The sequence below is a fragment of the Leptolyngbya sp. PL-A3 genome, assembly GCF_039962325.1.
Taxonomy (GTDB): Bacteria; Cyanobacteriota; Cyanobacteriia; order Elainellales; family Elainellaceae; genus Vacuolonema.
The window spans coordinates 161,705-176,394 of record NZ_JAMPLB010000003.1 but is presented as its reverse complement, the minus strand read 5'-3'; the positions used below and the strand labels follow the sequence as shown (position 1 = coordinate 176,394).

Genomic DNA, 14,690 nt, shown 5'->3' with positions numbered 1-14,690 from the left:
GCTTTCAAAGCAAACTCTGGGGGAAAGCGGCAGGGATCAAGCCATGTTTGAATGCAGACCAACTTAAACGGACGAGTATTCGCTCAAACTGAAGCAGCAAGCCTTTAGGCTTCAAATAGAAAACGGCTTCAAAAGTGAATAGGGAGCGAATAGCTATTCGCTCCCTATTAGCCTTGGGTTCAAGATACTTGAAAAGCCCGGCAATCATCTAATTTTGAGGGGCAATGCCCCTCAAAACCAGGCAAATTAGTGGGACTTGGGAGCCGAATGCTGCGGCGAAGCAGGGCGCGAACGCGGGATCGGTTTCTTCTGAGGCCGAGGCACATCAGAACCAGAGCCAGAGCCAGAGCGAGACCGCGAAGAGCGAGGCCGGGGAGATTCTGTGGGCTCATCTACCCAGATTTGATCGGACCGCATCCAGGCAGGACGGGTCTGGTCATAGGCCATTTGCAGAGCTGCCGCGGCGATCGCCCGAATGTCGTACTCTTCGCTCAGGTTCGACACGATCGGGAGGAAGGAGGCGAGGCGATCGCCCACCAACGCATCCCGCAATTGCGACTGCAGCGACTCCAGATGACGCGCTTCGATTTCGGCACGAGTTGGAATCTGGCCGATTTCGAGCCGCTGCCGAGTGTGCTGCTCGATCTCCCGTAGCTTACGCTTATCCAGGGGATGCACAATCGATACCGCCGTACCTTCTTTACCGGCACGACCAGTACGACCAATCCGGTGAACGTAGCTTTCTACGGTGTCGGGCAAATCGAAGTTGACCACGTGGGTCAAGTCTTCAACGTGCAGACCCCGAGCTGCGATGTCGGTCGCCACTACCCAGCGCACCTGACGCTGACGGAAGCGGAGCAACAGACGCTCCCGTTGAGACTGGCTGAGGTCGCCATGGTATTCATCCACGCTGTAGCCGGCCGCTTGCAGTTGCCGGGTCAGATCCGCGGCGGTCTTCCGGGTCCGCACAAAAATCAGCGCAGATTCGGGATCTTCCAGTTCGAGGATGGGTTGCAGGGCACGAGCCTTGGTCCAACCACGGGGCACCATGTAGGCAATCTGGTTAATCCGAGTGGGGGTCGCCTTGGGCTGCTCAATCTGTACGGATACAGGAGTCTGTAGGAATTTGGCAGCCAATTCGCGGATGGTTGGATCCATCGTGGCCGAGAAGAAGGCGGTCTGACGCTGGGCCGGAGCCTTGCTCAGAATCTTCTCAACGTCCTGAATGAAGCCCATGTTGAGCATTTCATCCGCTTCGTCCAGTACCAACCAATTCAAGTCATTCAGTACTAGATCGCCCCGCTTGAGGAGGTCTAGCACACGACCGGGGGTACCCACAACGATTTGTGTGCCCCGTTGCAGACGGTTAATTTGAGCGTCAATCGCCTGACCACCGTAAACGGGCAGGACCCAAAGGCGGCGATCGGTACTCAGAGTACGAATCGATTGATAGACCTGAAGCGCCAGTTCACGGGTGGGCGTCAAAATCAGCGCCTGCACCGTAGGTTGATTCAGGTTCACTTGCTCCAGGATGGGTAGAGAAAACGCGGCGGTTTTTCCCGTACCCGTTTGTGCTAGGCCCACCACGTCCCGGCCGGACAGCAGATGGGGGATCGCTTGAGCTTGAATGGGGGTGGGAGTCGTAAATCCAGCTTTTTCTAGGTGACGAACACGCGCCTCAGACAGGCCCAAGCTAGCAAAAGAAATTGTCATTTAGTTTCCTCATCGAGTTTCAGCCGAGACACGGCTGAGCGCGCCTCGAAGTTGAGTTTGAACATCAGCAACCCGTCCATAAAGGTCGTAGGGGTCAGCCCCTTCGATTAGTACCGGCACCATCGTGCCGAGACGAGCATCACCCTGGACATAGACCAGGCCATCCACATCGGGAGAAAAGCGGGCCGATCGCCCAATCTTTTCGCCTGTGCCGGGATTTTCTTGTTCGATCAACACATCCACCACACGGCCAATCTCAGCCTGGTTACGCTTGAGGGAGATGGGTTGTTGGATTGCCATTAGTTGATCCCGTCGTGCATCCATCACATCTTGAGGAAGCTGGTTGGACAGGTCGTAGGCCGCGGTCCCTTCTTCCGGAGAGAAGGTGAACACGCCCACGTGGTCAAACTCATGGCGTTTTACAAACTGCGTCAGGTGCTCAAAGTGGGCATCGGTTTCACCGGGGAAACCCACAATAAACGTGGTACGAAACACAGCATTCGGCATCGCTTCACGAATGCGATCCATCAGGCGATCGTTGATATCGGCCTGCCAGGGACGATTCATCGCCTTCAGCACGTCTGGATGGGAATGCTGCAAGGGCAAATCCAGATAGGGCAGTACATTCGGCGTATCCTGAATGGCGGCAATCACATCGGAGGTGAGTCCGGTGGGATAGGCATAGTGCATCCGAATCCAGGGCACTTCCACCTCACCTAGAGCCCGTAATAGCTCGGCCAGGCGGGGTTTGCCGTAGAGGTCAAGGCCATAGTTGGTGGTGATCTGGGAAATCAGAATGATTTCCTGAACCCCTTCCGCTGCCAATTGCTTGGCTTCGGTCACGATGGACTCGATGGAGCGCGATCGCTGATTTCCCCGCAAGTGGGGAATGATGCAAAAGGCGCAGCGATAGTCACAGCCCTCTGCCACCCGCAGATACGCCACCCCTTCTGTGGTGGTGCGATAACGCGGAATCGTCTCATCGGCGATAAAGGTGGGTTCCTTGGAAATCTCCTTGACCCGTTCCCCGGCCTCAGCCCGTTGCACGACTTCGACAATCTTTTGGTAATCTCCGGTGCCAACAACAGCTACAGCTTCAGGGATCTCGTCGAGCAGTTCCTGCTGAAAGTGCTGAGCCATGCAGCCCGTAATCACAATCTTCTTGTTCGCTTCTGCCAGCTCGACCAGGGTACGCACCGATTCCTCACGGGCGGCCTGAATAAAGCTGCATGTATTCACAATAACGTAATCTGCCAATTCTTCGTTGGAGTCTACTGAATAGCCGGCCTGTACCAGCAAACCCAGCATGTGTTCGGTATCGATACGGTTCTTCTCGCAGCCCAGGTGGGACACGGCAATTGTTGGCTTATCTCCCATGCAGTTATGGCGAATCCTGAATAATCTGTGGAACGGTCAAAGGATCATCCACCCTTTTCAGTCGAAGCGATCGCCAAACCCAGACATGGCAGAGACTGCCTCCTGGTTTTCTGATGAGAAGATCCCTCTGTTGCAATCGCATCCGTCTCCTGCAAGATATCTTAACGCATAGATGCATTACATAACTACACATTTTTTGGATATTCCTGGAGAGGGGAGACAAAACCACGGCGTGGCCTCTCCTTTCTAGAAAGAGACAATTTTCGTCGAACTGACGTCCCTATCCGTTTGAACAACGTTGTAAAGCGGCGTCTGCCTACCTAAAACTTAGTAGATAGGCAGAATGCCCGTCTCGGAAAAGTTTCACACCCCTAAGAACGGATACCCCTGTGAGCATGACTGTTCATGTTCAAATTCAGATGCCCGGTACCGCTTCCTGTTAAAGTGATAGGGTTGTGGGTGCTCGTTTCAACGGGCTACCGCTGACTATTTGTACGTTTCAAGAGTCCAAAACGCCAGGCAACGTGGACCTAAAGCAAATCTTTAAAACCGATCGCCCCATTATTGGGGTTGTGCACTTGATGCCCCTGCCCACGTCACCCCGTTGGGGAGGCAGCCTCCGGGCCGTTATCGAACGGGCCGAACAGGAAGCTGTTGCCCTGGCTTCGGGTGGCGTGCATGGCTTGATCATTGAGAACTTTTTCGATGCACCTTTTCCGAAAGATAGCGTTGACCCGGCTGTGGTCAGTGCTATCAGTTTGGCCGTGCATCGCCTCATGAATCTGGTCACCATTCCCGTGGGGATCAATGTGTTACGGAATGATGCTCGGAGTGCAATGGCGATCGCCTCCTGTGTGGAAGCTCAATTCATTCGTGTGAATGTGCTCACCGGGGTCATGGCCACTGACCAGGGGTTGATTGAAGGGCAAGCTCATGAGCTCCTGCGCTATCGGCGAGAATTGGGCAGCGATGTCAAAATTCTGGCTGATGTGCTGGTAAAACATGCCCGCCCATTGGGCTCTCCAAATCTTACGACCGCCGTTCAAGAAACGATTCAGCGTGGCTTAGCTGATGGGGTCATCCTGTCGGGTTGGGCCACAGGTAGTCCTCCTAGCTTGGAGGATTTGGAGTTGGCGAGCGCCGCGGCCAACGGAACACCTGTTTTTATTGGAAGTGGGGCGAACTGGGATAACATCCCTCGGCTGATTCAGGCGGCGGATGGGGTAATCGTGTCAAGCTCGCTGAAACGACGCGGACAGATTGAACAGCCGATTGATCCAATTCGGGTAAGCCAGTTTGTGGAAGCAATGGAACGCTCCATTAATGCAGATCCCCGCTTAACTCCGCCGATGCCAACCTTCCCCGTTTCAGAAACACTTTAAAGCTTAAAAACTTAAAAAAAGAGTGGGGGCTAATGTTCCCACTCTTTTTTTATCTTTACAAATTCGGCCCCATCGTTCGCATCTGGAGTTTTCTGGAGCTTTCTGGAAATTTCGTTCGAGGCTCGCATCATGCGTCAGAATAGGGTAGAAAAATCTATCTCATCTGGGTTTATGATCCGCCGACGTCAAACCCCGTGGATTCAACGTTGGGCGCGTCCTATTATTGGGGCGATCGCCATTCTAGGCATCGTGAACACGGGCTACCTCACTTACACGAAGCTACTGGGCGGGGAAGCCATTTGCCCCACCAGTGGTTGTGAGCAGGTGCTATCTAGTCGCTATGCCGAGATGTTTGGCCAACCTTTAGCCCTGTTTGGGCTACTGGCTTACACGGCAATGGCCATTTTTGCCCTGGGGCCGCTTCTGGTGAACCCCGATACCAACAAAAAGCTGCGAAGCGACCTGGAAAACACCACCTGGACGTTTTTGTTCCTGGGATCAACAGCCATGCTGGTGTTCAGCGGCTATTTGATGTACATCATGTTTTCGGAATTTGTGGCTAAGTATGGAGCAGAAGGGCTTTGTTACTACTGTCTGGCCTCTGCCATCTGCGCTACTGCCATGTTCGTCCTGACTCTGTTAGGTCGAGTTTGGGACGATGTAGGTCAGCTCTTTTTTACAGGAGCGCTCGTTAGCGTTGTCGTTCTGGTAGGCACCCTGGGCATCTACAACAGTGGAAACACGGCCGCTGCTCCCGATGGGCAGGTAGGGCCACCAACAATTAATATATCTGGCGACGCCGAAATGGCACTGGCTGAGCATTTGACTAAGACGGGTGCCCGGATGTTTGGGGCCTACTGGTGCCCCCACTGCCATGAACAGAAAGAATTGTTTGGGCGGCAAGCCTTCGCCAAAATTAACTACGTGGAGTGCGATCCCGAGGGAGCCAACTCCCAGACCGACCTCTGCCGCTCCATTCCTGAAGTTCAGGGCTATCCCTCCTGGGAAATCAACGGACAATATTACTCCGGACGTCAGAGCTTACAGCGGTTAGCGGAACTCTCTGGATACACGGGGCCAACCAATTTCCAAAACACATTGGGTGGTTAGGCAAATAGCTATTTCAGAAGAGGGCAGGTACGAAGTACCTGCCCTCTTTTTATTCAGAAGAGGGCAGGTACGAAGTACCTGCCCTCTTTTTATAGTTCTGTTCACCCAAATGAACAAACGGTTACTTCACAAAATCTTGTTACAACAAAAATATGCCAGTCCCACATACAACAGGACGGGCACGCTAGCACATATTTCATACTTTGGTTCCTGAACTGGAATTGATAATTAAACTTGTTTCCTGATACCCCAGAAAAAGGACGGAATAAATGAATAAATCCACCTCACATCTCGGCTGTTTCCCCGGATATTTTCTGACAGTCTAGACAGAGAACTGCGGTGGTGGATTTACCTCACACTATGCCGGGAGGGGCTTCTCTCAGGGTCTCACGGCGCATTACATCTGGGGCATATCACCTTGAAGAAGAAGCAGCACCACTGGTTAGATATTGCAGAGTACGCCACCCTCTTGGGGTTAGGCTTAGGATCCGTTGTTTCGTTCGCATCCTCACAGTTTTTCTACTCTTCGGCTCCACTCTCGCTATTAATTCTGCTCAATCTGGCCAACCGCAACCGGATGGAGCAGGTGGCCGAGCAGAATACAAATAAGTCCCTAGAGGATATTGACCAGCGAGTCTCCAGAAACCTGGAGTTGCTACAGCAACAGATTCAAACGTTGCCAACGCCTGAAGCCATTGGTAGCCTGCGGAAATCGATGTTGGTGAAGAACCGGGAATTGGCTGAGCGCCTGGCCGGGGAAATTAGAACCCTGCAAGAGGGAGTTCAATCGGTGCTGCAAGTGATTGAGCAGCTCAATCTCGGTACTGTCCGTGAGGATCTGGATGGCCTGCGAGATCAGTACAGCAACCTGAATGATGGGGTTGCCAATTTAACGGCCCAGTTCCAGCAATTGTCAGCAGCAGGCAAGTTTAAGGATTTAGAGCGGGCGATCGCCCAACTTCAATCTGACAGCCAGCGGCTCCAGGGTAACCTTCAGAGCCTGGCCGACCAGACTAAGCCCACCCTGACCTCCCTACAAGATCAGATCAACCATCTCAATCGCCAGTTCCAGAAGCTGCCGCCACCGTTTGATTCCACAGCCCTCAAGCAAGAAGTCACCGAGCTAGTGCGTGTGGTGGCCGACCTGGTACCCAAGCGGGATTGGAGTACCCTGGTTACGGAGTTGCAGTCTCTTCAGAAACAGCAGGAATCGCAATCTGAAGCAGAAGAAGGATTGCGGCGTAAATTACAGGAAATTAGTCAGCAGCTTCAGACACGCCCCACCAAGTCCAGCCTGACCTCCCTGCAAAATCAGATCAACCATCTCAATCGGCAGTTCCAGAAATTACCACCGCCGTTTGATCCCACCTCCCTCAAGCGGGAAGTGGCTAAATTGCTGAAGGTCGTGTCTGATATGGTGCCCAAACGGGATTTTGGAGGTCTGGTTGCTCAGGTGAAAGCCCTGCAACAGCAGCAAGAATTCCAAACACGGGTAGAGCAAACCTTGCGGGCAGAATTGCAAGCCCTCAACGACCAACTGCAGAACTTGATGGTCGATGGAGATGCTGGCTCACGCAGTACAGGCCCTGCCACTCCTCCAGCTCAACAAGAATTCCAGTCGCGTCTGGAAGCAATGCTGCATCAGGAGATGGCTCAAATTAGCCAACAACTCAGCAGTCTGCCCACTGATGGTTCTGAGTTCCAAGCCCAGGTAGAGGCCGTGTTACGGCAGGAATTATTGGAGGTAAACCGCCAGCTTCAGAGCTATCCCGAAGGACCGCAGTATGAATTTATTCTGGATCTGAAGGCCCTAGCAGGAGCTGAGGGTAGTTCAGGAAGCCCAGGGCAAGATGAGCTTCATAATAGCCGTTCGGTTTTAGAGCAGGCGTTGGAGCGATCCCAGGAGCGCTTGATCGTCATTCTTCCATGGTCCAGCCAGGTATCTTTGGATGACGACCTGATGGGTCGTATGGAGGCATTCCTGCAGAAAAACCGTCGGCTGGATATCGGTTGGTGCCACCAGGCCGATCGCACTCAGGAGCGCCTGCTCAAGCCAATTCACCAACGCTGGCAACTCCACTCAGACATACAGGATGACCTGCAAACAACGCTGCAAAAGTTGCTCCATTTGAAGCGGACATACCCTCAAGTGCTGCAATTCAAGATTCTGGGCACACGGGAGAACTTCCTGGTATCCGATCGCGAGTACGCTGTGCTGGGGCTGGAGGAAGCCATGGTCGGGGCGACAAACCTGCCCGAAGTAGAGCTAAAGCTACGGACTACGGACGACGAAGCGATCCAACAGTTTATCCAGCGATTTGATAACCCGGTGTTGCGGCTTAATGATGCGGCGGCTCACTGGAACCGTGCCTACACTCGGTTCGATCTGGGCGATCGCCAGGGAGCGCTGGAAGACTGTGACCAGATTCTCGCTGTCACCCCTGATGATATTTTTGCTCTTAACTTCCGGGGTATCATCCGCTATGACATGGGCGATCGCCAGAACGCTATTGCCGATTTCAATCAATCCCTTCAGGTCAATCCTCAACAAACGGCAGCCTATTGCAACCGGGGCTACATCCGCTCAGAATTAGGGGATCAGTTGGGTGCGATCGCTGACTACAGTGCAGCCCTACGCATTGATGAACAGTCGGCTGTTACCTATTTCCTGCGAGGCATGGCCTGCCAGAAGTTTGGTGAACTAGAAGGGGCGATCGCTGACTACACCGAAGCCCTTCGGCTCACCCCAGACTCGGCCATCCTCTACTATTACCGGGGCCTAGCTCGGCCCAAGAAAGGAGATTATGATGGGGCGATCGCCGACCTGAACAAAGCCCTCGAGCTGTTTACAAAGCGTGGCAATGAGATCAACGCCCGCAAGGTTTTCAATTACCTGCAACAGTTAGAGCAATCTATGCCCACTCCCGTAGAGCCCCCCACGACACAGGAGCCGCTCGTAAACGACCCAAAGCCCTCAGGTGCGAGTGCACATCCAGGTGCCGAACCTGCCCCATCCGAAAACTTGGTAGCCGAACCCCCTCAGGCGAGCCTGCCCCAAGTTACCCCGGTTGAAGAGGCGATCGCACCAGACGCTCCCCCTGCTGATGAAGCTGCCCCTCAGCCAGAAGTAGCTGCCGACCCAGACGATAGCACCTCATTCGCGTTTGCCTCTATGCAAACCCTCGCCTCCCTCTTCGATGATGAAGAATCGGAAGAGGATGAGTTGCCTGAACTTGTACAGGAACCCACCCCCTCAAAAGAAGCGATCAAAGAGGAACCTAGAGCGATCGCCTCCGTAGGGCCGAATGGCTCCCTTGGGGAAAACCTACCGCTCATCCTGAACGGCAGTCCATCTCTCCACATTCAGGGCGCTCCCGATCCCTCGACACTCACCCTGTCCAACTTCCTGGAAGACCTAAATGATGCCGAGGAACTAAACCCATTCCAATGGGAATCACCGGAACCCGCTACCTTGGTAGCGGCATCGGAAGAGATGGTCCCAAACCTGGAAATGGCAGAAAATGGCTCAAGCAATGGTCACCGCGCAGTAGAAGAAGCCCATTCGGAAGAAGGGGAACTGGGTACGCTATCGGACTTTTGCAGCCAGTTTTAGCAGGAGGGACAGAAACCCAAGCCACTGCTTTAGTCTTTCTATGAAGACCAACAGCCTGCTTCGTTCTTACAGCCAAGATGAGAGATCAACCAACCCAACTCACATCGCTATCAGAAGAATTCACAGGAGGAAGTGGTTTAGCGATGGGAACTTCTCGACGCCCGAGGCCATTTACAGATGACGTAGTGGTTGACGGACCAAAGGTCGTAGTCGGAGCCTTATTGACTGGTGCAGGTTTGGTTTTGGGCTCCAATGCGGGCTGAGAGGCTGCTTGAGCCATCTTACTCATGGCTTGCTTGGCAGCCAAGCGGGGTTGAAGCACCGTTCGTTCTTGCACAAGGGTTTGCTGACTTTTCTCCCAACGTGTATAGGCTTCGCGCTCAGGCATGATAATACGCCGCATCACCCATTCAATGGTTTGCTCTTTAAGCCAACCCCGAGCCACTAGAACCTCACCAAACCGCATCCCTGTAGCCTGTTGATCGTTTAAAGCAACATCCACTTGGTCGGTGGTCAACAACCCTGCTTCCAGCAAATATCCACCTAAGCGCTTGGGTTTTCTGGGAGAGTTGTTGACCTGCACTTGATAGCGATCGCTCTTATCTCGCATAATCCTTTCGCTCTCTCTTTCAGCAATTCGGGCAATATTCCAGAAGCCTATAAGTGGCCATTCTGGAGAAAGCAGACCCAAGGAAGAATTTTTGCAATTCTGCCCAGGTATCTTGAGTCCGCCACTTGTGACGTGAGCCGAGCTATAGCTACGTAATTACAGGGAAACAATGGGAGACTGAAGATTCATCCTAGTATAACAGCCTCATTATATTTGACCAGTTCTTCACTATAACTTTAAGGTTAAACCAAGAGAAATTACGCAATTGTACGGAGTCGCAAAAGAAGATACTCCGCACTACCAGGATATTAGATTCATAAGTCCGACAAAAATTCGATAGAAACCCTCAATCCATTGCTATGGAGGAGCCTCAAATATTTAGCAGAAAAAGATAGGTGAGATTGAAATTTTGCTTCGCAGCACACGGAATCTTCAAAAGATACAGCTTTGCTGTACCCTATTCCGCAAAATGGAAGATTTTACGACTAAAAATAGAAAAACAATATGCAGACCAGTTATTTGAGGCTAGAAATGTAAATTCTGCCAGAACGAAATAGTTTCCATGAGATTAATTTTTACTCAATTTTCACCTCTTTTGTTTATACAAGGCAAAATCAGAAGCATACCCCTTAAGAAATCAGAAGCCTTGTTTGCAGTAGAAGTAATTTTTTGCCGAGGCGTCTTTCAAAGGTTTTCTCGTGCGCGAGGCGCACGAGAAAACCTTTGAAAGCAAGCCCTAACCCTTTACACCACTGCCCGTGTCAGTCGGCACAATATAACGTTGGGCAATAATAAATAACAGCAAAATCGGGGCAATCGAGATTACAGAACCTGCTGCAATAAGCCGCCAGTCATCTCCTGAAAGAGAACCGGCTAGTTTGGCAACCCCTAGGGGCAGCGTGTAACGCTCTGGCTGGTCAAGTACAATCAATGGCCACAGAAAGTCGCTCCAGGAACCGATGAAAACGAAAATCGCCAGGGTCACCAGGGCAGGCCTTACAGATGGCAGCATGACGTGCCACCAGATCCCTAACTCTGAGCAGCCATCCATACGAGCGGCCTCTTCCAGCTCTTTAGGAACCCCCTGAAATGCTTGCCGTAAGAGAAAGATGCCAAAAGCCGAGGCGATCGCCGGAAACACAACTCCCAAATACGTATTCCGCAACCCCAGCTGCACTGTCAAGATATACAGCGGAATCATCACGATCTGAAATGGGATCAGAATGGTCGCAACCACCAGGGTAAAAATTGCCTCCCGCCCACGAAACTGTAGCCTCGCTAAGGGATAGGCGGCCAGGGAGCAGAAAAGAAGATTGAGGGTAACCGTCAACACGGCGACCAGGGTACTGTTCCACAGGTAACGCCCAAACGGATTCGTCTGCCAGACCTTAACAAAGTTCGTTAGAGTTGGCGTTTCGGGAATAAATCGGGGCGGAAATTGAAAGATATCTTCCGTAGGCGCTTTGAAAGCAGTGCTGACGAGCCAGATAAGCGGCAACAACATACCGAGGGCGATCGCCACCAGAAGCACATAAAGCCCAACTTTCACCCAAAGCTCTCGCTTGGGAGCCAGTCCAGATTGGGAGGCTGAAGTCGAAGAGGAGCGATCGCGCGCCCGAGCCTCATTCTGGATTGAAGATTCTCCCGTCATTCCCCGTTATCCTTTTGATCGTTACTCAAAGATTCCATCCAGGCTAGCAATTTCCTAAAAGAATATAGCGCTGTGCACGTGATTAAGTACGGTGGTATAGGGCACTTCATGCCCCACACCACCGTTACTGTACTTAACGCACTTGCACATTGCTATAGACGCCAGCCTGGATGGAACAATGGCATCATCCTCGCACAGAACCTCATCAGATGCAGTCAGAGGGCATCGCGTTGCGCAACACCCCTGACGCTGTGTAGACGAGAAAATCGGTATTAATTAACTGACGGCAGCACAGAATCGTGCTGAGGGTGTAGTGCCTTACCGTTTTGCAGAGTTGTATAGAGCCGATTCAGGGCATTCATGTAAGCCTGAGACGACGCCACAATAATATCGGTGCTGGCTCCATGGCCCGAGAACATGCGATCCTCATGCTTCAGACGAATCGTGACTTCCCCGATCGCATCAATCCCTGCTGTTACCGATTGCACCGAGTACTCAATCAACTGGTTGGGAATATCGACAACTCGATTAATGGCTTTGTAGATCGCATCCACGGGGCCTGTGCCAATGGCAGCATCCGTTAATTCTTGACCATCGGGGAGACGCACGGTAACCGTTGCAGTGGGACGGGCATGATCACCACAGGACACCTGCACGTGCTCCAGCTTAAACAGCTCGGGTACCTGCTGGATCTCGTCATTGACGATCGCCTCCAGATCCCAATCTGAGATTTCCTTCTTTTTGTCCGCCAGTTCTTTAAACCGCAGGAATGCTCGATTCAACTCCTGCTCACCCAGGTCATAGCCCAACTCCCGCAGACGGGTGCGGAAGGCATTTCGACCAGAGTGCTTACCCAGAACAATCAGGTTATCGTTCAAGCCAATGGATTGGGCGTCCATAATCTCATAGGTCAGCTTGTGCTTCAGCACACCATCCTGGTGAATCCCCGATTCATGGGCAAAAGCATTCGCTCCCACGATAGCCTTGTTAGGCTGCACCAACATCCCCGTCAGATTCGAAACCATGCGTGAGGTTTTGTAGAGCTGGCGTGTATCAATGTTGGTCAGCGGCTCCTCAGAATCCTCAGGCCGCCCCAGGAAGGGGTTGTAGTATTTACGGCGAACATGCAGAGCCATCACCAGCTCTTCGAGAGCCGCGTTTCCGGCCCGCTCACCAATACCATTAATCGTGCATTCCAACTGTCGAGCGCCATTCTTAACGGCCTCTAGAAAATTGGCAACCGCCAGCCCCAAATCATTGTGACCATGCACCGAGATAATCGCCTGATCAATATTGGGAACGTTCTCCTTAATCCCCTTAATCAAAGCTCCAAACTCGCTCGGTGTCAGGTAGCCGACTGTGTCAGGGATATTGATCGTGGTAGCTCCAGCGGCGATCGCCCGCTCCAACACCTGATACAAAAACTCGGGATCAGAACGGCCTGCATCTTCCGGCGAAAACTCTACATCATCCACAAAGGATTTGGCATAAGCCACCATTTCTGGAGCAATCTCCAGCACTTCCTTACGGCTCTTGCGGAGTTTGTATTCTAGGTGAATATCAGAGGTCGCGATAAAGGTATGAATCCGAGCTTTCGCCGCAGGTTTCAGAGCACGAGCAGCCGTTTCAATGTCCTGCTGGGTTGCCCGGGCTAGGCCACAAATGGTAGGGCCATCGGGAGTACCCACTTGCTCCGCAATTTTTTGGACGGCTTCAAAATCGCCCGGACTCGCAAAGGGAAACCCGGCTTCGATGACATCCACACCCAGTCGAGCCAGTTGACGGGCGATCGCCAGTTTTTCGTCCACATTGAGCGTTGCACCAGGAGACTGTTCTCCATCACGGAGAGTGGTATCGAAAATGATGATCCGTTCTGGCTTCGATTGAGTGTTCATGATCAGGTATGACCTTAAAAAGTCAAAAACGATAAATGAGTACGGGAACCCCGGCGAATCTCAGTATCATAGCCAGGAAAAGAAAAGCCGCTCCTCCCCTGACAGAGCTAGAGGATGCAAGGCATCGGGTGATTTTGAAGCAATCCCCTGAGCCCTAAACCCCACATTCCCAAATGAGACTATCGCTATTCTAAGGCTCGACCTGGCTAATTCAGAGGGTGTTTGAAAACTTGATCCTCCGTGTGCAGCGCATACGGAGGATCAATCCTTTCAAGGACTCTAAATATTCTCCGAGTTACCAAGCCCTGACAAGCCTCTCTGAACATCTATCACAACAGAACACAAAGCTTGAGAAAAATAAGCTATGCTTATTAGACTTGGGCTAACCGGTATAAATTAGTTGTCTAGCTTTTCAATAGACATCCGGATGTCGTTGAGATCAATATAACGGTCTGTTGCATTCCGTAGTTCCCGAGCAATCATACCCTCAGTCGACACAACGGTAATATGGGTATTTTTTGAGCGCAACAACTCAATCGCTCGTTCAAAATCCCCATCGCCACTAAACAAAACAACCCGGTCATATTGCTCGACCGTGTTAAACATATCAACCACAATCTCAATATCGAGATTGGCCTTTTGCGAATACTTACCCGACGTGTCGTCGTAGTACTCTTTCAAGATCTTCGTTCGAACTGTGTAACCCAAACTAATTAAAGCATCTCGAAATCCTCGTTGGTCTTGAGGGTCTTTGAGACCCGTGTACCAAAATGCATTAATTAGCGTTGTTTCTGGTTGTTCATTCTGGAAAAAGCTCAGAACTCGTTTGGGATCAAAAAACCACCCATTCTTTTGCTGAGCATAGAACATATTGTTGCCGTCCACAAAAATGGAAAGACGGTTCATTAAGGGCATATAAACCTTATAGTTAAGCGTACGTAGAGTTCAATTAAGCAATGACAGCCAAGTAATGGCTTTTAGAATTTCAGACCTTGCGATCCCAAAAATACACGTATCGTAATGTTAGCTTAAGCTTGCAAAGAATGTCGCTTTCACCTCATAGCAGTCTTTAGTTTGAGTTCCTAAACTCAACTATACAACTCAGGATAAGGGGTGGAACTGCCTTTAGAAGCAGCTTTGCAGAATTTACTCCATTGCAATACCTCTTAAGGCATATCTTCATTTTCTATATACTTTCATAGTTTCCATCAACGCCCTAAACCTAAATTCTGCCATTACAAAGTAGCAGCAGAATCAAGATTTTGGCTGGAACTGGGGCGAGAGTTTTAGGGTCAGAAGGTGGAGACTTTGACCTCATTTTTGTTCTAATTTAGAGGAC

9 protein-coding genes are annotated in these 14,690 nt (G+C 51.5%); 3 read left to right on the top strand and 6 right to left on the bottom strand.

What is annotated here, in order from left to right:
* Nucleotides 1-246: 246 nt before the first annotated feature.
* On the bottom strand, nt 247-1,713 hold the full coding sequence (locus NDI52_RS04205; RefSeq protein ID WP_190772620.1) for a DEAD/DEAH box helicase: 1,467 nt from the start codon (nt 1,711-1,713) through the stop codon (nt 247-249).
* 9 nt (nt 1,714-1,722) lie between these two features.
* Nucleotides 1,723-3,090, bottom strand: coding sequence for a 30S ribosomal protein S12 methylthiotransferase RimO (gene rimO / locus NDI52_RS04200; protein WP_190772621.1), 1,368 nt, complete (start codon nt 3,088-3,090; stop codon nt 1,723-1,725).
* A 524-nt stretch (nt 3,091-3,614) separates the two neighbouring features.
* Between rimO and btpA the strand changes: the two genes are divergently transcribed.
* The 3 genes from btpA (at nt 3,615) to NDI52_RS04185 (ending at nt 9,195) form a co-directional block, all read left to right on the top strand.
* The gene (btpA, locus tag NDI52_RS04195) at nt 3,615-4,472 is read left to right on the top strand and encodes a photosystem I biogenesis protein BtpA (protein ID WP_190772631.1); all 858 of its coding nucleotides are present in this window, start codon (nt 3,615-3,617) and stop codon (nt 4,470-4,472) included.
* A 129-nt stretch (nt 4,473-4,601) separates the two neighbouring features.
* Nucleotides 4,602-5,582: a vitamin K epoxide reductase family protein gene (locus NDI52_RS04190; RefSeq protein WP_242045925.1), complete on the top strand. Its 981-nt coding sequence runs from the start codon at nt 4,602-4,604 to the stop codon at nt 5,580-5,582.
* 418 nt (nt 5,583-6,000) lie between these two features.
* The gene (locus tag NDI52_RS04185) at nt 6,001-9,195 is read left to right on the top strand and encodes a tetratricopeptide repeat protein (RefSeq protein WP_190772622.1); all 3,195 of its coding nucleotides are present in this window, start codon (nt 6,001-6,003) and stop codon (nt 9,193-9,195) included.
* An 85-nt stretch (nt 9,196-9,280) separates the two neighbouring features.
* Here NDI52_RS04185 and NDI52_RS04180 read toward each other — a convergent pair whose 3' ends face one another.
* The 4 genes from NDI52_RS04180 to NDI52_RS04165 form a co-directional block, all read right to left on the bottom strand.
* Nucleotides 9,281-9,805, bottom strand: coding sequence for a hypothetical protein (locus NDI52_RS04180; RefSeq protein WP_190772623.1), 525 nt, complete (start codon nt 9,803-9,805; stop codon nt 9,281-9,283).
* Between the two features lie 736 nt (nt 9,806-10,541).
* Nucleotides 10,542-11,309, bottom strand: a complete 768-nt coding sequence (locus tag NDI52_RS04175) for a carbohydrate ABC transporter permease (RefSeq protein WP_242035959.1) — start codon at nt 11,307-11,309, stop codon at nt 10,542-10,544.
* Between the two features lie 419 nt (nt 11,310-11,728).
* Entirely contained in the window at nt 11,729-13,351 is a 1,623-nt protein-coding gene (locus tag NDI52_RS04170) for a 2-isopropylmalate synthase (RefSeq protein WP_190772625.1), read from the bottom strand.
* Nucleotides 13,352-13,747: 396 nt separating this feature from the next.
* Entirely contained in the window at nt 13,748-14,266 is a 519-nt protein-coding gene (locus NDI52_RS04165) for an NYN domain-containing protein (RefSeq protein ID WP_190772626.1), read from the bottom strand.
* Nucleotides 14,267-14,690: the final 424 nt, after the last annotated feature.